Source organism: Ruegeria lacuscaerulensis (assembly GCF_013034745.1).
Taxonomy (GTDB): Bacteria; Pseudomonadota; Alphaproteobacteria; order Rhodobacterales; family Rhodobacteraceae; genus Ruegeria; species Ruegeria lacuscaerulensis_B.
Genome location: NZ_WQGP01000001.1, coordinates 563,295 through 581,105, shown reverse-complemented (window position 1 = coordinate 581,105; position 17,811 = coordinate 563,295). Strand labels below are relative to the sequence as shown.

The window sequence follows — 17,811 nt, the reverse complement described above, 5'->3', positions numbered from 1 at the left end:
GTTGTCATTCGCCAGCGTCCCTTGCGGGGCGTTAAACTGCAAATGGGAAAGGAGACACCCATGAGCAAGACCAAGGAAGAAGGCGCAACGCGCCGCGACTTCCTCAAACTGGCCGGAACCGCAGCACCCGCTGCTGTCGCCGCAGCCAGCCTGACCGGACAGGCCGAAGCAGCCGAGCTGCCCACGGACGAAACCCGGATGCAGGACACTGCGCATACGCGCGCATATCTGGAAAGCACCCGGTTCTAGGATCGGACGCCTTCACCACCCGACAGACGGTTGCGATTGGCCCTGACGTCGGTTTTGCGAAGTACCAAGCAGCCGTGGCTGACACGGCACGCAAGGGAGGAAAGTAATGCTTAGGAAAAAGACCAACGGGGTTGCGAGACGCCCCCAGCGGACAAGTATCCTGTCCCAGGTCGGCGAGAAAACCGTCGATCGCCGCGCATTCCTGCGTGGCTCGGGCCTGACGATCGGCGGCCTTGCCGCGATCAGCGCTACGGGTGGAACCGTGACGCCTGCCAGCGCCCAAACAGCGGCAAACACCGCCGTTGAAAACATCAAATCCGTATGCACCCACTGCTCGGTCGGCTGTACGGTCGTCGCCGAAGTTCAGAACGGTGTCTGGGTCGGGCAAGAACCCGGCTGGGACAGCCCGTTCAACCTGGGTGCGCACTGCGCCAAGGGGGCCTCGGTCCGCGAGCACGCCCATGGTGAGCGCCGCCTGAAGTACCCGATGAAAAAAGAAGGCGGAGAGTGGAAGCGCATCAGCTGGGAACAGGCGATCGACGAGATCGGCGACGGCATGATGAACATCCGCCAAGAATCCGGGCCGGACAGCGTGTACTGGCTGGGTTCTGCGAAACACAATAACGAACAGGCCTATCTGTTCCGCAAGTTCGCCGCCTACTGGGGCACGAACAACGTGGACCACCAGGCCCGTATCTGCCACTCGACCACTGTTGCTGGCGTTGCGAACACATGGGGCTATGGCGCCATGACCAACTCGTACAACGACATGCACAACAGCCGGGCCATCTTTATCATCGGTGGTAACCCGGCCGAGGCGCACCCCGTCTCGCTGCTGCATATCCTGCGTGCGAAAGAGCAGAACAACGCCCCTTTGATCGTTTGCGACCCGCGCTTTACGCGCACCGCGGCCCATGCGGATGAATATGTCCGTTTCCGCCCCGGCACCGACGTTGCACTGGTCTGGGGTATCCTGTGGCACATCTTCGACAACGGTTGGGAGGACAAAGAGTTCATCCGCACCCGTGTCTGGGGAATGGACCAGATCCGCGAAGAGGTTGCCAAGTGGACCCCGGATGAGGTTGAGCGCGTTACCGGTACGCCTGGCTCGCAGCTGCGTCGCGTCGCCCGGACAATGGTGAACAACCGTCCCGGCACCGTTGTATGGTGCATGGGTGGTACACAGCACACGAACGGCAACAACAACACCCGCGCCTATTGCGTGCTTCAGCTTGCGCTTGGCAACATGGGCACATCGGGCGGTGGCACCAACATCTTCCGCGGCCACGACAACGTGCAGGGCGCAACAGACCTTGGTGTTCTGTCCCATACCCTGCCCGGCTACTATGGCCTCTCTGCAGGTGCATGGGGTCACTGGAGCCGCGTCTGGGGTGAAGATCTGGATTGGCTGAAAGGTCAGTTCGCCACGATCAAGGACAAGGAAGGCAAGGATAAGCCGCTCATGAATGAGCGTGGCATCCCGGTTTCCCGCTGGATCGATGGTGTTCTGGAAGACCCGGCCAACATGGATCAGGACAACAACGTTCGTGCCATGGTTCTGTGGGGCCACGCGCCCAACTCGCAGACCCGGATGACGGAAATGAAGACGGCGATGGAGAAGCTGGACATGCTGGTCGTGATCGACCCGTATCCCACCGTCTCGGCTGTTCTGCATGACCGCACCGACGGTGTCTACCTGTTGCCTGCCTGTACGCAGTTCGAAACACGTGGTTCGGCCACGGCATCGAACCGGTCGCTGCAGTGGCGCGACAAGGTGGTTGATCCGCTGTTCGAAAGCTTGCCGGACGAGGTCATCATGGCCAAGTTCGCCAACAAGTTCGGCTGGGCGGACCGCTTCTTCCGTAATATCGAGATGGAAGATGCCGAGACCCCGAATGTTGAAAGCATCACGCGTGAATTCAACTCGGGCCTCTGGACCATCGGCTATACCGGGCAGTCGCCGGAACGTCTGAAAAGCCACATGGCCAACCAGCACACGTTCGACAGAACCACGCTGCAAGCCATCGGTGGACCAAACGACGGCGAGTATTACGGACTGCCGTGGCCCTGCTGGGGCACGCCGGAAATGGGTCATACAGGGACACCAAACCTCTATGACATGTCCAAGCCGGTGGCCGAAGGCGGCCTGACTTTCCGCGCCCGTTTCGGTGTGGAACGCGATGGTGACAACCTGCTGGCCGAAGGGGTCTATAGCGTTGGATCGGAAATTCAGGATGGTTATCCGGAATTCACGATGCAGATGCTGATGGATCTTGGCTGGGATGGCGATCTGACCGCCGAGGAACGCGCGGCGATTGACGCTGTTGCGGGTCCTGAAACCAACTGGAAGACCGACCTCTCCGGCGGTATCCAGCGGGTTGCGATCAAGCATGGCTGTGCGCCCTTCGGGAACGCCAAAGCCCGCGCGGTTGTCTGGACCTTCCCGGATCCAATCCCGCTGCATCGCGAGCCGCTCTATACCAACCGGCGCGATCTGGTGGAGGACTATCCGACCTACGAGGACCGTCATGCCTATCGTCTGCCCACTCTTTATGCTTCGATCCAAAAGAACGACTTTTCAAAGGATTACCCAATAATCCTGACGTCTGGTCGTCTGGTCGAATATGAAGGTGGCGGTGATGAGACACGGTCCAACCCGTGGCTGGCCGAACTTCAGCAGGACATGTTCGTCGAGATCAATCCGCGCGATGCCAATAACCTTGGCATTCGGGACGGATCACAGGTCTGGGTCGAAGGTCCTGAGGGCGGAAAGGTCAAGGTGATGGCGATGCTGACCAACAGGGTTGGCGCCGGCGTGGCCTTTATGCCGTTCCACTTTGGCGGCCATTTCCAGGGCGAGGACCAGCGGCACAAATACCCCGCAGGTGCTGACCCCTATGTCTTGGGCGAAAGTTCTAACACCGCCCAGACCTATGGCTACGATTCAGTAACCCAGATGCAGGAGACCAAATGTACTCTCTGCAAGATCTCGGCAGCGTAAAGGAGGACGAAAATGGCTAGAGCAAAGTTTCTCTGCGACGCTGAACGCTGCATCGAGTGCAACGCTTGTGTCACCGCGTGTAAAAACGAACACGAGGTGCCATGGGGCATCAACCGCCGCAGGGTGGTAACGATCAATGACGGCAACCCGGGCGAACGCTCGATCTCGGTGGCCTGTATGCATTGCTCGGATGCGCCTTGCATGGCGGTGTGCCCGGTCGACTGCTTCTATCAGAACGAAGAAGGTGTCGTCCTGCACTCCAAGGACCTGTGCATTGGCTGCGGCTATTGCTTCTACGCGTGCCCCTTCGGCGCGCCGCAATATCCGCAGGCGGGCAACTTCGGATCGCGCGGCAAGATGGACAAATGTACCTTCTGCGCCGGTGGTCCCGAAGAAACGCACTCGACCGCAGAGTTCGCCAAATACGGTCGCAATCGGATCGCCGAGGGCAAACTGCCCATCTGCGCCGAGATGTGTTCCACCAAGGCCCTGCTTGCCGGTGACGGCGACGTGGTCTCGGCCATCTACCGCGAACGCGTTGTGGCGCGCGGCTTTGGCTCGGGCGCGTGGGGTTGGGGCACCGCCTACGACCAGAAAGACGGCTAAGGTCTATCCGAAGCTCGACAGCCCCCTGCGCTAGGCCGGGGGCTGTCTTACCCTTGCCTGTGGCCGCCTGTCGGTCGCCGCCTTTCCTGACGAAGGTAGGACGCCTATGACCAACGATATCTACTGGCTGTTGAAGCTGGACCTGAACCCAGAAAAACAGTCCGAGTTCGAGGCCCTGATGGCCGAAATGGTCGCCGCGACCCTCGAGGAAACAGGCGCCAAAACCTATGAGTGGCATCAAAGCGACAGCGCCATTCACATCTATGAACGTTACGCAAGTTCAGATGATGCGATAATTCATATGCAGAATTTTGGGGCAAATTTCGCGGATCGGTTTATGTCCTTACTTAAGCCGGTTCAGTTTGATGTCTACGGCCCCGCGAAAGACGACCTTCAGGCGGCCCTGTCCCCTGTCGGAGCCGTTTTTCACAAGCAGATCGGCGGCTTCGACCGCTGACACGACCAAGAATAGGGAGAGAACCCATGCGCCTGATCCATTTTCTGCTCTTCTCACTCTTCCTGACCGGTGCCGCATGGGCGCAGGACGCCCCGGAATCCCCGGCACCGGATCGCTCGGCCACCGGAGGGGCCACGACGCTTGAGGATATTCTGGCCCGTCAACGGGGCGAGAAAGTGGACAACACTTATCGCTCGGAAAACACTGGCCAAGGCAATGTCGAAGGTTTGCTGGGGCAGTTTGGTACTGCCGGTGTGGCCTCGGACAGTGATGTCTATCGCGCGCTACGCTATGGGTCGGCGGATGTCACCGTGTCGTCTCAGGGGCCCGCAGCCAGTGTTCTTATCCAGGATGGTGGCATGTGGTGGTGGGCTTTCCGCACCGGACCGTTGCGAGAATACGGAACCTACATCATTGCAGGCATGGCCGCCGTGATCTTGCTGTTCTTCCTGATCCGCGGCAAAATCCGCATTGATGGTGAGAAAACCGGGCGCACAGTCACGCGTTTCAATGGGTTTGAGCGGTTCGGCCACTGGCTTTTCGCCGGGTCCTTTTTAGTGCTTGGGTTTACAGGGCTGTTGACACTGTATGGGCGGGATTTCCTGATCCCGATCTTTGGAAAAGAAGGCTTCGCGACTATTGCGCAAGGGTGCAAGTGGCTACACAACAACCTCGCCTGGGCCTTTATGTTGGGGTTGATCATCGTGACGGTGAACTGGATCGCTCACAACATTCCCAACCGGACCGACCTGAAATGGCTGGCCGCCGGTGGCGGTTTGTTCACCAAAGGCAGCCACCCGCCCGCCAAAAAGTTCAATGCCGGTCAAAAGGTCATATTCTGGTCCTGCATTCTGCTGGGCGTGTCGATCAGCCTTTCGGGCCTGTCTCTGCTGTTCCCGTTCGAGATGCCTCTGTTTGCCAAAACCTTCCAGATCGCCAATGCAACCGGCCTGCCTCAGGCAATGGGTTTGAGCCTGCCGGTGCAGATGTCGCCGCAAGAGGAAATGCAATACGCGCAGGTCTGGCATGTGATGATCGCCTATGTTTTCATCGCCATCATCATCGCCCATATCTACCTCGGCTCGGTCGGGATGGAAGGTGCATTTGACGCCATGGGAACCGGCGAAGTCGAAGAGCAATGGGCACGCGAGCACCACTCGTTGTGGCTGGAGGAGGTCCAGGAAAAAGAGGCCAGCAAAGCGACGGCCTCGCCCGCCGAATAGATGCGCGGGTTGGTTCTGGCGCTGGCTTTACTGCCCCTGCCCGCTTTAGCTGAGTTTTATACGCTAAAAGGTCATGGTGGTCCGATCATGGGGATCGCCACGGCCCCCGACGGGCGGATCGCTACGGCAAGTTTCGACAACTCGGTCGGCATCTGGTCGGATCAAATGCCGGAATGGCTGGAAGGTCATGAGGCAGCTGTTAACGCAGTTGCTTTCAACGGCACTGCGATCTATTCCGCCGGCGACGACTTCACTCTGCGCCGCTGGCCCGGCGGTGAGGTTGTAGGACAGCACAAAGGCAAAATCGTACATATCGCTGCCTCGAAAACCCATGTGGCGACCGCCAGCTGGGACGGCACAATCGGGTTGTGGCCCGTGGATGGATCGGAACCAAAAACTCTGACGACCGGCAGCGGAGTGAATGCCGTGGCGTTTACGCCTGACGGCAACCAACTGTATTCAGCCGGTGTCGACGGGGCTTTGCGCTTGTGGGATGTGACCAGTGGACAGGAAACTCTGCGACTGGTCGAGCATGGCTTTGGCATCAATGAACTAGTGCTAAATACGCAGGACAACTGGATCGCCTATGGCGCTGTTGATGGTGTCACCCGCGTCCGCGACCTGACCACGGGCGAGGAACGTGACTTTACCCTCGACCGTCGCCCTATTCTGGCGCTGGCGCTTAGCCCTGATAACAGCATGCTCGCTGTAGGCGACGGCGAGGGCTTCATCATGGTGGTCGACACGGAGGAGTGGCGCATCGCGCAAGATTTCCGCGCCACTTTGCGCGGTCCGGTCTGGGCGCTGGCTTTTTCACCCGATAGTCAGAACATCCACGCCGGCGGCATTGATGAGGCAATGTACAGTTGGCCGGTCGCCAATCTGCGCGAGCAAGAACGGATGGCTGCGTCCGAGCCCAGCTTCCTCAAAAACCCCGATCAGATGAGCAATGGTGAACGGCAGTTTGCCCGCAAATGCTCAATCTGTCACAGCCTGACCCCAGACGGGCAACGCCGCGCCGGTCCGACGCTGCATGGCGTCTTTGGCCGCCGGGCTGGAACACTGCCGGGATATTTCTATTCGGACACGCTGCAAGACTCTGATATCATTTGGAATGACGAAACCATAAATGCCCTTTTCGATGAGGGGCCCGACCACTACATTCCGGGGTCGAAGATGCCGATGCAGCGGATCACGCAGCCCAGCGACCGGGAAGATCTGGTCGCCTTTCTGCGCCGCGCCACGGCACCGGAAAACTAACGCCGGAGGAGACAATGAAAGCCTTTCTAGCCGCCGTCGCCGCGATGGTCGTCATCGCGATCGCCGCCCCTGCTGTCCTGAACCAGATCGGATTCAGCGCAGCGGACGCTGGGACCGGATCAGCAGTGCGCCTGGACTGAATGCCCGAGTATCTGACCACCAAAGAACTGGCCGATCTGCTGCGCATCGGCGAGCGTAAGGCCTATGATCTGGCGTCTTCGGGCGAGGTACCCTGCGTGCGCGCGATGGGCAAACTTCTATTTCCCCGTTCCGAGGTTGTCGCCTGGTTGAATGCTTCACGCTCGGGTCCTCAGGTTGAAGATCCGCCCTTGCCTCCGATTGTGGCGGGCAGCCATGACCCACTGTTGGACTGGGCCTTGCGGGAAAGCGGCTCGGGGTTGGCGACCTATTATGACGGCTCGTTTGACGGGCTGAACCGCCTAAAGGACCGTACCGCGCAGGCGGCCGCGTTGCATATTCATGAGGCGGAAGGGTTCAACACCCAAGCCCTGCGCGATCATCTGGGCGAAGCATCGGTTGTTCTGTTTGAAATCGCCCAACGCCAGCGCGGTTTGTTGCTGGCCCCCGGCGTGTCTGACATCCAAAGCTTCGCGGACCTCAATGGTAGGCGCGTGATCCTGCGGCAAAGCTCTGCCGCCAGCCAAAGACTGTTCGACGCACAGTTGGAGCATCACGGCATGACCCGCGCGGATCTGGACGCCCTGCCCACTTGCGCCCGCACAGAGGAAGAGCTGGCCATCGCCCTGCACGACAGCAAGGCCGAGGCCGGTTTTGGTCTGGGTGCGCTGGCGGGTCTCTATGATCTGGGCTTTAGCGCCACCCATACTGAACGGCTGGACCTTGCGATCTGGCGGCGCGCCTATTTCGATGACCCAATGTTGAAGCTGTTGGCCTTTGTTCAATCCGATCGCTTCGCGGCCCGCGCCGCCGAGTTCGGAGGGTACGACCTAGGCGGGCTGGGCACAATTCACCACAACGGCGCTAGCGGTTAAGACCCGTCGGCGTTGGGGAAAAACAACTGTTCTCCATCCAGTTTGTAGGACGCAATGGCCGCTTGCCCGTCCGGCCCGGTCAGCCAGTCGATAAACCGCTGACCCGCCGCTGCCCTTACGCTTGGGTGTTTTTCCGGGTTCACCAGAATGACGCCATACTGGTTGAACAGGCGCGGGTCGCCCTCGACCATGATCTCAAGCTCGCCCCGGTTGCCAAAGGATTGCCAGGTGGCGCGGTCGGTCAGGACATAGGCGTTCATCCCGCTGGCGACGTTCAATGTGGCCCCCATGCCGGACCCGGTCTCACGATACCACGCACCGGATGCGCCCGTCGGATCTAAATTGGTCGCCGCCCAATGGCGCATCTCGGCCTTGTTCGTCCCGCTGTCATCCCCGCGCGAGGCAAAGGGGGCTTCGGCCTCGGCCACGGCGGTCAGGGCCGCAACAATATCGTCGCCGTCCTTTACTTTGGCCGGGTCCGATTTGGGGCCGACCAGCACGAAGTCATTATACATCACGTCAAACCGCTCAACGCCCCAGCCATCGGCGACGAACTGTTCCTCGGCGGGTTTGGAGTGAACCAGCAGAACGTCTCCGTCCCCGTTCACAGCGTTTCGGATTGCCTGTCCAGTACCGACGGCCACAACGCGCACATCGATTCCGGTTTCAGCCTCGAACCCCGGCAGGATATAGTCCAACAGGCCCGAATTCTGCGTCGACGTGGTCGATTGCACAACGATGAACGGGGCCTCGGCCCACACAGGGGCCATCAAGCCAAGCGATACCAATGCAGCCCGAAGAAAATCTCGGATCATCCAGATCTCCATAGTTTGAGTTAGGTCACCAGCCCACCAGCAAGATAACTACGCGCGGCGTCGCTTTGCGGGGCGTCCAAAACTTGTCTGGCAACCCCGTGTTCAACCACATGGCCGCCTTGCATCATAACGACATCCACTGCAAGGCGACGCGCCTGACCGATATCATGTGTCACCATGACAATCCGCACCCCCCGTCGCGAGGCGCGCTGGATCATGCGTTCGATCATCTGCGTAGCACTCGGGTCCAAAGCACTGGTGGGTTCATCCAAAAACAACGTCTCAGGCTCCAACGCCAGAGCACGCAGGATGGCTAGCCGCTGTGCCTCCCCCCCCGACAAAGAGCGCGCGGATTGCCGTCCTTTTCCGTCGAGACCGCCCTCGGTCAGCAAGTCTTCGATCCGGGCTTTGCGCTGGCCCCAAGACAGGCCCTGACGCTTCAGCACAAAATCCAGATTGGCCGCGACCGAGCGGCGCAACAGCACCGGCTGTTGAAACACCATCGCCTGCCGGGATTTGTGCTCGCCGGACAAAGGCACGCCGTCCTGTTCAATCCGCCCCCGGTCAGGCGCGATCAAACCATGCAAGCAACGCAGCAACAGGCTTTTCCCCGCCCCGTTCGGCCCAAGGATCAGCGTCGGCCCGGGCCCGTCCAAAGACAAATGCGGCACGTCCAGAAGGACCTTTCCCTTGCGTGTTATCTTCACGTCCCGGACTGTCAGGCTGATGGCCATGTCACACACCAGATCACGCATGGCGCAATCCCTCCTGCTCGGCGCGCAGGCTGACGGTGCTGACCATGGCGTTCACCGCCACCGCAATCCCGATCAGGATCGCGCCCAAGGCCAGCGCCAGCGCCAGATTGCCTTTCGAGGTTTCAAGCGCGATGGTCGTCGTCATCACCCGCGTCACATGGTTGATGTTGCCGCCAACGATGATCACCGCGCCCACCTCGGCAATGGCACGTCCGAACCCGGCCAACAGCGCAGTCACCAGCGCCAGGCGTGCATCCCACAGCAGCACCGGCACCGAGGCTAAACGCGACACCCCGAGCGAGCGTAGCTGTTCCGAATATTCCTCGGCCAGCATCTCGATCACTTGCCGGGTCAGCGCGGCCACAATAGGTGTCACCAGAACAACCTGCGCGATGATCATTGCGGTCGGGGTATAGAGCAACTCCAGAACACCCAGCGGCCCGGATCGGGATAACATCAGGTAGACCAACAAGCCCACAACAACCGGCGGGAAGCCCATCAGAGCATTCATCAGCACGATCAACATCCGCCGTCCCGGAAAGCGCGCAACGGCTAATGCCGCGCCCACGGGCATCCCGATCAGGGCAGAAATTAATACAGCGAAGACGGAAACTTTGAGCGACAACAGCACAATCGCCCACAGCTCTGAATCCCCTGTCAGGATCAGACCCAAGGCTGAATTGAATTCTGATGCAAATCCTTGCATAATTTTCCATCCAGTCGCAATTTCGTATGAAATGCGATAATTTACAAAGGAATACTAAGTCATTTCTCGGCTAAGTACAGACACTTTTCCGACATCAGAAACGCAAAACGCGGCCCCAACCGGGGCCGCGCTCAATTCGGTTAAAACCGGGCTTAGTTCAGCGCTGCGTCGGTAATCTTGTGGGTCCACGCCCCCTCAGGCTGTTGGGTGATGACCGGATCAGAACCACCGGCCAGCAGAGTACCCACGGTCCGCTCAAAATCCGCCGGGTCCAAAGCGCCATTCGACCCTGCGGTCAGCTTGGCGATCTCACCCATCATGCGCTTTTGGTGTTTTTCGGTCTGCGCTCCGGTCGCGTCATTGTCCAACACGATCTCGGCGGCCTCATCCGGGTTCTCCTCGGCGTATTTCCAGCCTTTCATCGAGGCACGGACGAACCGTTCCATCTTGTCGACAAAGGCTTCGTCGCTCAGGTTTTCTTCCAGTACGTAGAGGCCGTCTTCAAGCGTGGCGACACCCTGATCTTCGTACTTGAAGGTCACAAGCTCATCGGGATTTACGCCCGCGTCGATCACCTGCCAGTACTCGTTATACGTCATGGTGCTGATGCAATCGGCCTGGCGCTGCAGCAGAGGATCAACGTTGAAACCTTGCTTGAGGACCTCAACCCCACTCTCGCCCTTGCCGCCAGTGTCGATGCCTAGCTGGCTCATCCAGCTCATGAAGGGGAATTCGTTGCCAAAGAACCAGACACCCAGCGTGCGGTTCTTAAGGTCATCCGGCGATGCAATACCGGCATCCTTCCAGCAGGTCAGCATCATGCCCGAGCTTTTGAATGGCTGCGCGATGTTTACCAGCGGCAGACCCTTTTCACGTGCGGCCAGCGCAGCAGGCATCCATTCGACGGTCACATCCGCGCCGCCCCCCGCGATCACCTGAGTTGGAGCGATGTCGGGGCCGCCGGGCAAAATGGTAACGTCCAGCCCTTCTTCCTCGTAGAATCCCTTATCGGCGGCCACATAGTAGCCCGCAAATTGCGCCTGCGTGACCCATTTCAGCTGCAATGTCACCTCATCGGCGGACCATGCGGCACCGGCGGTCAGGCCAAAGGCGGCAACCGCCCCGCTGAGTAGCTTTTTCATCTTCATGTCTCCTAGTTGCTGTTTATGCCCCGTTGTCGGGGTCTGTTGAATTCCTATCCTCGTTGCGACGGATGCCAGAAGGTCACCGCCTTTTCCGCCGCCGCGACAAGGCCATAAAACACGGTCCCGGCCAGCGCGGCTACGGCGATCTCGGCCCAGACAAGGTCGATCGACAGGCTGCCGACGCCGGTCGAAATCCGAAACCCCATGCCCCGTGTGGGTGAACCGAAATACTCGGCCACAATCGCCCCGATCAAAGCAAGCGTGGTTGCAATCTTCAACCCATTGAACACAAAGGGCATCGCCGCTGGCAAGCGCAGTTTCCACAAGGTCTGCCAATACCCGGCCGCATAGGTCCGCATCAGGTCACGCTGCATCGCATCCGCTTCGCGCAGACCCTGCACGGTGTTCACCAGGATTGGAAAGAACACCATGACCACGACAACCGCCGCTTTCGAGTGCCAATCGAACCCGAACCAACTGACCAGAATTGGCGCGATCCCGACAATGGGCAGCGCCGCCGCGAAATTCCCGATGGGTAGCAGACCACGCGTCAGAAAAGCCGAGCGGTCAATGGCAACCGAACAAGCAAAAGCCGCAGCACACCCGATCACAAATCCCGTCAGCGCGCCCTTGAAGACGGTTTGCTTGAAGTCTTCCCACAAAATGCCGGACGATTGTACAAAGGCTGTCCCCACATCTGAAGGTGGCGGCAGGATAACCGGCGAAACACCCAGCCCGCGCACCAGCCCCTCCCAAAGCACCAACAGCGTGATGCCAAACAGAACCGGCACAAAAATGCGCGCTGCACGGGTTTTGCGATAGGACGAGATAGCCAGACGGTAGTTCACAAACCAGGCCAAGCCCCAGAACAGCAATGCAAAGGATAGCCAGGTCATGCGTTCAACCCCATCCGGCGCAGGGCCAGTCGCTGCAGCAGATCCAACAGTGTCACCAGCAAGCCCGCCAGAATGGCGGCAGCCAGCAGGGCCGCCCAGATGGCCAGAGGCGTTCCGAACTGGTCTCCGATCAGGATTCTGGCACCAAGACCTGACACAGCCCCCGTCGGCAACTCGCCCACAATCGTGCCAACCAATGCAGCCGCGATCCCAACCTTGAGCGACGTGAACAGATACGGCACCGAGGATGGCAGCCGAAGTTTAAAGAACCCCTGCGCGCCCGAGGCGTTATAGGTCTTCAACAAATCCAGTTGCGGCAGCGATGGCGACCTTAGCCCCTTCACCATCCCCACCAGCACCGGGAAATAACACAGATAGGCCGAGATTACCGCCTTGGGCACCCCGCGCCCCTCAATCCCTAGCTGAGAGCTGACGACAATAATCATCGGCGCCAGCGCCACAATCGGGATGGTCTGGCTTATAATCGCCCATGGCATCAGGCTCATATCCGCGACACGCGAATAGACGATGGCGACCGCCGCCAAAATGCCCAGCGTTGTGCCAAGCAGAAAACCCCACAGCGTGGATTTCAGCGTGATTCCAGCATGGTAGATCAGCGACCGTTTCGAGAATGCACGACCCTTGGCCACCATCTCACCGGTCGTTTTCCACAGCTCCTGCCCAACCTGTCCGGGGGTCGGCAGCCGTGGGCGTTCCAGCGCATAGCCGCCGGAAATCGCTCCGGGGTTTGACGCCATCAGAACCCAGACCGAAGTCTCTCGCCGTTCGCGCGACGTTTCAGGTGTCACTACCTGCCCCGCGCGCTCGGCCTGATCCAGCGAGATGCGAATGTTCATCGGGGCCACTGCAGCGTACCACAGCGCGACAATTGCCGCGAGCACCACCAAGATAGGCACCAAGTTTTTCATCGCGCGCCCCGCAGTCTGGTTGCCTTAATCATCATAGGAATGCCCCGCCCGCAGCCCTTCGCGCACCCGATGCGCAACCTCGATAAATTCCGGCGTGTCTCGAATATCCAAAGGCCGCTCCTTGGGCAGAGGGCTGTCGATCACATCGGTGATCCGACCGGGCCGAGGGCTCATTACCACGATCTTGGTACTGAGATAGACCGCTTCGGGGATCGAGTGCGTCACAAACCCGATCGTCTTTTCCGTCCGCGCCCATAGCGCCAGAAGCTGCTCGTTCAGGTGATCGCGCACAATCTCATCCAGCGCGCCAAAGGGTTCGTCCATCAGCAGAATATCAGCATCAAAAGCCAAAGCCCGCGCGATGCTGGCCCGTTGCTGCATCCCGCCCGAAAGCTGCCACGGAAATTTGCCACCAAAACCCGCCAGATCAACCAGTTCCAGAACCTTCTTTACCCGTTCTTCCTGTTCGGCGGCGGAATAGCCCATGATCTCGAGCGGCAGTTTTATGTTCTTGGAGATGGTCCGCCACGGATACAGCCCCGCGGCCTGAAACACATAACCATAGGCGCGCTTGCGCCGTGCTTCATCTGGGGTCATTCCATTGACGGTCAGCACCCCCCCCGTCGGCGTCTCAAGCGCCGCGATACAGCGCAAGAATGTGGTCTTGCCACAGCCCGAGGGGCCAATAAAGCTGACGAAATCCCCCTTGTCGATGGTCAGGTTCACGTCTTTCAACGCGTGGATCGGGCCGTCATTGGTTTGGAAGGTGAGATCGAGTTGCCTTGCCTCGATCACAGGCTGGGTCGTACTTTCAGTAGTCATTCCATTACCTTGAAAAGGTTTCGCTTCGGGGCGCCCAGAGGACACCCCCGCAAATCATACACCCGTCGCTGGAATACCCGTCCGCTCGACCGGGCGCGGGGCGGTCAGCTCTTTCCAGGTGCTCAGCGCTTTGTTCACATGGGTGTTGGCCTCGCGTGCCACGAATTTCCCATGTCCTTCCTGTGTCTGGATCTCACCATCATGAACAGCGATCGAACCACGGGTTAGCGTGAACCGGGGCAACCCGCGCACTTCCTTGCCTTCGAACACGTTGTAGTCGATCGAAGACTGCTGCGTTTCGGCTGAAATCACCTTGGCTTTGTCCGGGTCCCACACAACGATATCCGCATCCGCACCAACCAAAATGGCACCCTTTTTAGGATAGCAATTCAATATCTTAGCGATGTTTGTTGAAGTAACCGCCACAAATTCGTTCGGCGTCAGGCGCCCGGTATTTACTCCATGGGTCCACAGCATCGGCATCCGATCTTCCAGCCCGCCTGTCCCGTTGGGGATCTTAGTAAAATCGCCCACGCCATATCGCTTCTGTTCGGTGGTAAAGGCGCAATGATCGGTGGCCACTACGCTCAGCGTTCCCGATTGCAAACCGTTCCAAAGACTGTCCTGATGCTGCTTGTTCCGGAACGGAGGGCTCATGACCCGCCGCGCCGCATGCTCCCAATCATGGTGGAAATACTCGCTTTCATCCAAGGTCAGGTGCTGGATCAAAGGCTCGCCCCACACCCGTTTACCCTGCATCTTTGCCCGGCGAATGGCCTCATGGGCTTCTTCGCACGAGGTGTGCACCACATACAAAGGAACGCCCGCCATATCGGCGATCATAATGGCGCGGTTTGTCGCCTCACCTTCGACCTGCGGCGGACGGGAATAGGCGTGTGCCTCGGGCCCTGTATTGCCTTCGGCCAGCAGCTTAGCACTCAACTCGGCCACCACATCTCCGTTCTCGGCATGCACCATCGCGGTGCCGCCCAACTCGGCAAGACGCTTGAACGAGGCGAACAACTCATCATCATTCACCATCAACGCACCCTTATAGGCCATGAAGTGCTTGAACGTGTTGATCCCGCGCGTTTCAATCACGGTTTTGATGTCGTCAAACACCTGCTCGCCCCACCAGGTGACGGCCATGTGGAACGAATAATCGCAATTCGCCCGCGTCGATTTATTGTCCCAACGCTTCAGTGCATCCAGCAGGCTTTCCCCCGGATTAGGCAGCGCAAAATCCACCACCATCGTGGTGCCGCCAGCCAAAGCCGCCCGGGTCCCGCTTTCGAAATCATCGCTGGAATAGGTGCCCATGAACGGCATCTCAAGATGCGTATGCGGATCAATCCCGCCCGGCATCACATAGCAACCGGTCGCGTCCAGTTCCTTATCACCTTTCAGATCCTGACCGATCTCGGTGATCACGCCACCTTCAACCATCACATCCGCCTTGTAAGTCAAATCGGCGGTCACAACCGTTCCGTTCTTGATCACAGTGCTCATTTCAATCTCCCTGTGGCGGTCTACGCCACCTGCTTCATCTGGCCAAAAATATCCCGGGGGATTCGCCCACCGGGCGACGGGGGCAACGGCCCCTACTCCACGATCTCAGCCGTCTCGACAACCGCATGCAACAGAACATCAGCCCCTGCCGCAGCCCAGTCTTTGGTGATTTCCTCAGCTTCGTTATGGCTTAATCCATCCACACAAGGACACATCACCATCGCCGTCGGCGCCACTCGGTTGATCCAGCACGCATCATGCCCGGCGCCTGAGATGATATCGGTATGCGAATACCCCAACCGTTCCGCTGCATCGCGTACCGCCGCCACACAGCCGTCATCGAACTGCACAGGATCAAACCCACCGACCTTCTCGAACTCGATCTGCAAGCCCATTTCTTCGACAATATCTTCAGCCGCAACGCGCAGTCGTGCCTCCATATCTTGAATCACGTCCAGATCGGGCGAGCGAAAATCGACCGTAAACACCGCCTTGCCAGGGATCACATTCCGCGAATTCGGGAACACATCGATATGCCCCGCCGCCCCAACGGCATGGGGCGCATGGGACCAGGCAATCTCGTCCACTTTCTCAAGAATCCGCGCCATCGCCAGACCCGCATTCTTGCGCATCGGCATCGGGGTCGAGCCGGTATGGGCATCCTTGCCGGTCACCGTGATCTGGGTCCAACTCAACCCCTGACCGTGGGTGACAACACCAATGTCCTTACCTTCCGCCTCAAGAATGGGTCCCTGTTCAATATGTAGTTCAAAGAAGGCATGCATCTTGCGCGCGCCCACCTCCTCTTCACCACGCCAACCGATCCGCTGCAATTCATCGCCAAAGGCCTTACCCTCAGCATCTTCACGCGCGTAGGCCCAATCCTGCGTGTGCATCCCGGCAAACACCCCCGAGGACAACATAGCGGGCGCGTAGCGTGTCCCTTCCTCATTGGTCCAGTTCGTAGCCACAATGGGATGCTTTGTCTTGATCCCCAAATCGTTCAACGTTCGGATGATCTCCAAACCGCCAAGAACCCCCAAGACGCCGTCGTATTTCCCGCCTGTCGGCTGCGTGTCCAAGTGCGAACCAACATAAACCGGCAAAGCGTCGGGATCTGTTCCCGCTCGGTGAGCAAACATATTGCCCATCTGATCCAAGCCCATGGAGCAACCCGCATCCTCACACCATTTCTGAAACAAGGCGCGGCCTTCAGCGTCCTCATCGGTTAGGGTCTGGCGGTTATTGCCGCCCGCAACACCGGGGCCGATCTTGGCCATCTCCATCAGACTGTCCCACAATCTGTCGCCATTGATCCTGAGGTTCTGCGCCGGAGCTGCCATCTTGTTCTTCCCTGTTGCTTGCGATTTGGCTCGCTTTTGGTGTCTTGATTTGACCATCTGGTCAAACTCACGCTATCACGGGTTCGAGATCAGTCAAGAAATTGCAGGACGCCATTAGATTTTTTGGCCTATCCAGCGCCCACTTGCCGTAAAATGAGACAGTCTGGAACAATGTCCAAAGACCGCGCCCCCACCAGAATTCAGAAAAAGAATCGCGCAGCGATTCTCGAGGCTGCCTTGAACGTGTTTTCATCCCATGGCTTCCGCGGCGCGACCGTAGACCAGATTGCCACCGAGGCAGGCCTGAGCAAGCCAAACCTCCTGTACTATTTCCCGACAAAAGAGGCCATTCACACCGCGCTCCTGTCCGGATTGCTGGAAACATGGCTGGCCCCTCTGCACGAACTGGATGCCGATGGCGACCCTATGGAGGAAATCCTCGCCTATATCCGACGCAAACTGGAAATGAGCCGCGATCTGCCGCGCGAAAGCCGCCTATTCGCCAACGAGCTCGTGCAAGGCGCGCCGCGCATTCACGACTCGCTTTCAAGTGACCTCAAGATCTTGGTGGATGAGAAAACGGCGATTCTGGTCCGCTGGATGGATCAGGGGAAAATAGCGCGACTTCATCCGTATCACCTTATCTTTTCGATCTGGGCGCTGACCCAGCACTACGCCGATTTCGACGTACAGGTTCGTGCGATTTTGGGGGACGAAGATCCTTTTGAAGGCGCGGAACCTTTTGTAGACACGCTCTACCGGAAACTCCTTATGCCTTAAGGTCCAGTTAACCAAATTGCGGCAGCATATGCCCATGACTACCGTTCGCCCCTATCCCGATCCCTGGCTCGACCAGTTGTTTTCAACCAAATCCGCGCAGCGCGGTGCGGTCGTACGCCGGTCCACGAGCTGGGTGGAAAGAGAAGTGGGGCATGAGACGTTTCAGCAAGAAATAAGGCGGCGTGGATACCACCTGATCCGCACCGCCAACCAATATATCGTGATCTGCCACAACGGCCCCATCGACATTTTGTTCTGAGAAAATACGTCGAATTTTCTCGTCCAAGATTTTTTGACGAAAA

Annotated in this window: 19 protein-coding genes; 10 read left to right on the top strand and 9 right to left on the bottom strand. The window is 58.8% G+C overall.

Annotated features, from left to right (window positions below; genetic code table 11):
• Positions 1 to 60: 60 nt before the first annotated feature.
• The 8 genes from GOV79_RS02885 (at position 61) to GOV79_RS02855 (ending at position 7,809) form a co-directional block, all read left to right on the top strand.
• The gene (locus GOV79_RS02885) at positions 61 to 249 is read left to right on the top strand and encodes a ubiquinol-cytochrome c reductase iron-sulfur subunit N-terminal domain-containing protein (RefSeq protein WP_170352882.1); all 189 of its coding nucleotides are present in this window, start codon (positions 61 to 63) and stop codon (positions 247 to 249) included.
• Between the two features lie 106 nt (positions 250 to 355).
• Positions 356 to 3,250: a formate dehydrogenase subunit alpha gene (locus GOV79_RS02880; RefSeq protein WP_170788522.1), complete on the top strand. Its 2,895-nt coding sequence runs from the start codon at positions 356 to 358 to the stop codon at positions 3,248 to 3,250.
• 12 nt (positions 3,251 to 3,262) lie between these two features.
• A complete protein-coding gene (gene fdh3B, locus GOV79_RS02875; protein ID WP_037307340.1) occupies positions 3,263 to 3,856 on the top strand; it encodes a formate dehydrogenase FDH3 subunit beta in 594 nt (197 codons plus the stop codon).
• Between the two features lie 106 nt (positions 3,857 to 3,962).
• A complete protein-coding gene (locus GOV79_RS02870) occupies positions 3,963 to 4,313 on the top strand; it encodes a putative quinol monooxygenase (protein WP_170788521.1) in 351 nt (116 codons plus the stop codon).
• A gap of 26 nt (positions 4,314 to 4,339) precedes the next feature.
• A complete protein-coding gene (locus tag GOV79_RS02865) occupies positions 4,340 to 5,536 on the top strand; it encodes a formate dehydrogenase subunit gamma (protein ID WP_170788520.1) in 1,197 nt (398 codons plus the stop codon).
• Entirely contained in the window at positions 5,537 to 6,796 is a 1,260-nt protein-coding gene (locus GOV79_RS02860; RefSeq protein ID WP_170788519.1) for a c-type cytochrome, read from the top strand.
• Between the two features lie 14 nt (positions 6,797 to 6,810).
• Positions 6,811 to 6,936: a hypothetical protein gene (locus GOV79_RS22485; RefSeq protein ID WP_269149758.1), complete on the top strand. Its 126-nt coding sequence runs from the start codon at positions 6,811 to 6,813 to the stop codon at positions 6,934 to 6,936.
• Positions 6,937 to 7,809, top strand: a complete 873-nt coding sequence (locus GOV79_RS02855; RefSeq protein WP_170788518.1) for a substrate-binding domain-containing protein — start codon at positions 6,937 to 6,939, stop codon at positions 7,807 to 7,809.
• On the opposite strand, the gene GOV79_RS02850 is transcribed toward GOV79_RS02855, so the two are convergent.
• The 9 genes from GOV79_RS02850 to GOV79_RS02810 all read right to left on the bottom strand — a co-directional run bounded on the left by GOV79_RS02850 (position 7,806) and on the right by GOV79_RS02810 (position 16,729).
• Positions 7,806 to 8,624 carry an ABC transporter substrate-binding protein gene (locus GOV79_RS02850; RefSeq protein WP_170788517.1) on the bottom strand — a complete coding sequence of 273 codons (819 nt, stop codon included), beginning with the start codon at positions 8,622 to 8,624 and terminating at the stop codon, positions 7,806 to 7,808. The two genes, GOV79_RS02855 and GOV79_RS02850, sit on opposite strands and share 4 nt — an antisense overlap.
• 20 nt (positions 8,625 to 8,644) lie before the next feature.
• Positions 8,645 to 9,379: an ATP-binding cassette domain-containing protein gene (locus tag GOV79_RS02845; RefSeq protein ID WP_170788516.1), complete on the bottom strand. Its 735-nt coding sequence runs from the start codon at positions 9,377 to 9,379 to the stop codon at positions 8,645 to 8,647.
• Complete coding sequence (locus tag GOV79_RS02840) at positions 9,372 to 10,085, bottom strand: ABC transporter permease (protein WP_170769471.1); 714 nt, start codon at positions 10,083 to 10,085, stop codon at positions 9,372 to 9,374. The genes GOV79_RS02845 and GOV79_RS02840 overlap by 8 nt, the downstream gene beginning before the upstream one ends.
• Positions 10,086 to 10,237: 152 nt before the next feature.
• Complete coding sequence (locus GOV79_RS02835; RefSeq protein ID WP_170788515.1) at positions 10,238 to 11,227, bottom strand: ABC transporter substrate-binding protein; 990 nt, start codon at positions 11,225 to 11,227, stop codon at positions 10,238 to 10,240.
• A gap of 53 nt (positions 11,228 to 11,280) precedes the next feature.
• On the bottom strand, positions 11,281 to 12,126 hold the full coding sequence (locus GOV79_RS02830; protein ID WP_170769469.1) for an ABC transporter permease: 846 nt from the start codon (positions 12,124 to 12,126) through the stop codon (positions 11,281 to 11,283).
• Entirely contained in the window at positions 12,123 to 13,055 is a 933-nt protein-coding gene (locus GOV79_RS02825) for an ABC transporter permease (protein ID WP_170769468.1), read from the bottom strand. The genes GOV79_RS02830 and GOV79_RS02825 overlap by 4 nt, the downstream gene beginning before the upstream one ends.
• A 24-nt stretch (positions 13,056 to 13,079) precedes the next feature.
• Positions 13,080 to 13,877: an ABC transporter ATP-binding protein gene (locus tag GOV79_RS02820; protein WP_170788514.1), complete on the bottom strand. Its 798-nt coding sequence runs from the start codon at positions 13,875 to 13,877 to the stop codon at positions 13,080 to 13,082.
• A gap of 54 nt (positions 13,878 to 13,931) precedes the next feature.
• Positions 13,932 to 15,386, bottom strand: a complete 1,455-nt coding sequence (gene hydA / locus GOV79_RS02815) for a dihydropyrimidinase (protein ID WP_170788513.1) — start codon at positions 15,384 to 15,386, stop codon at positions 13,932 to 13,934.
• Positions 15,387 to 15,478: 92 nt separating this feature from the next.
• Complete coding sequence (locus GOV79_RS02810) at positions 15,479 to 16,729, bottom strand: Zn-dependent hydrolase (protein ID WP_170788512.1); 1,251 nt, start codon at positions 16,727 to 16,729, stop codon at positions 15,479 to 15,481.
• A gap of 171 nt (positions 16,730 to 16,900) precedes the next feature.
• Here GOV79_RS02810 and GOV79_RS02805 point away from each other — a divergent pair, with 171 nt between their 5' ends.
• Entirely contained in the window at positions 16,901 to 17,509 is a 609-nt protein-coding gene (locus GOV79_RS02805) for a TetR family transcriptional regulator C-terminal domain-containing protein (RefSeq protein WP_170788511.1), read from the top strand.
• Positions 17,510 to 17,543: 34 nt separating this feature from the next.
• On the top strand, positions 17,544 to 17,768 hold the full coding sequence (locus GOV79_RS02800; RefSeq protein ID WP_170788510.1) for an N-(5'-phosphoribosyl)anthranilate isomerase: 225 nt from the start codon (positions 17,544 to 17,546) through the stop codon (positions 17,766 to 17,768).
• Positions 17,769 to 17,811 lie beyond the last annotated feature (43 nt).

Excerpts from the sequence above, each read along its gene's own strand:
- fdh3B (WP_037307340.1), top strand. The coding sequence starts at position 3,263 with ATGGCTAGAGCAAAGTTTCTCTGCGACGCTGAACGCTGCATCGAGTGC.
- GOV79_RS02860 (WP_170788519.1), top strand. The coding sequence starts at position 5,537 with ATGCGCGGGTTGGTTCTGGCGCTGGCTTTACTGCCCCTGCCCGCTTTA.
- GOV79_RS02845 (WP_170788516.1), bottom strand. The coding sequence starts at position 9,379 with ATGCGTGATCTGGTGTGTGACATGGCCATCAGCCTGACAGTCCGGGAC.
- GOV79_RS02800 (WP_170788510.1), top strand. The coding sequence starts at position 17,544 with ATGACTACCGTTCGCCCCTATCCCGATCCCTGGCTCGACCAGTTGTTT.
- GOV79_RS22485 (WP_269149758.1), top strand. The coding sequence starts at position 6,811 with ATGAAAGCCTTTCTAGCCGCCGTCGCCGCGATGGTCGTCATCGCGATC.
- GOV79_RS02835 (WP_170788515.1), bottom strand. The coding sequence starts at position 11,227 with ATGAAAAAGCTACTCAGCGGGGCGGTTGCCGCCTTTGGCCTGACCGCC.
- GOV79_RS02880 (WP_170788522.1), top strand. The coding sequence starts at position 356 with ATGCTTAGGAAAAAGACCAACGGGGTTGCGAGACGCCCCCAGCGGACA.
- GOV79_RS02850 (WP_170788517.1), bottom strand. The coding sequence starts at position 8,624 with ATGATCCGAGATTTTCTTCGGGCTGCATTGGTATCGCTTGGCTTGATG.
- GOV79_RS02840 (WP_170769471.1), bottom strand. The coding sequence starts at position 10,085 with ATGCAAGGATTTGCATCAGAATTCAATTCAGCCTTGGGTCTGATCCTG.
- GOV79_RS02820 (WP_170788514.1), bottom strand. The coding sequence starts at position 13,877 with ATGACTACTGAAAGTACGACCCAGCCTGTGATCGAGGCAAGGCAACTC.
- GOV79_RS02870 (WP_170788521.1), top strand. The coding sequence starts at position 3,963 with ATGACCAACGATATCTACTGGCTGTTGAAGCTGGACCTGAACCCAGAA.
- GOV79_RS02830 (WP_170769469.1), bottom strand. The coding sequence starts at position 12,126 with ATGACCTGGCTATCCTTTGCATTGCTGTTCTGGGGCTTGGCCTGGTTT.
- GOV79_RS02805 (WP_170788511.1), top strand. The coding sequence starts at position 16,901 with ATGTCCAAAGACCGCGCCCCCACCAGAATTCAGAAAAAGAATCGCGCA.
- hydA (WP_170788513.1), bottom strand. The coding sequence starts at position 15,386 with ATGAGCACTGTGATCAAGAACGGAACGGTTGTGACCGCCGATTTGACT.
- GOV79_RS02825 (WP_170769468.1), bottom strand. The coding sequence starts at position 13,055 with ATGAAAAACTTGGTGCCTATCTTGGTGGTGCTCGCGGCAATTGTCGCG.
- GOV79_RS02885 (WP_170352882.1), top strand. The coding sequence starts at position 61 with ATGAGCAAGACCAAGGAAGAAGGCGCAACGCGCCGCGACTTCCTCAAA.
- GOV79_RS02865 (WP_170788520.1), top strand. The coding sequence starts at position 4,340 with ATGCGCCTGATCCATTTTCTGCTCTTCTCACTCTTCCTGACCGGTGCC.
- GOV79_RS02855 (WP_170788518.1), top strand. The coding sequence starts at position 6,937 with ATGCCCGAGTATCTGACCACCAAAGAACTGGCCGATCTGCTGCGCATC.
- GOV79_RS02810 (WP_170788512.1), bottom strand. The coding sequence starts at position 16,729 with ATGGCAGCTCCGGCGCAGAACCTCAGGATCAATGGCGACAGATTGTGG.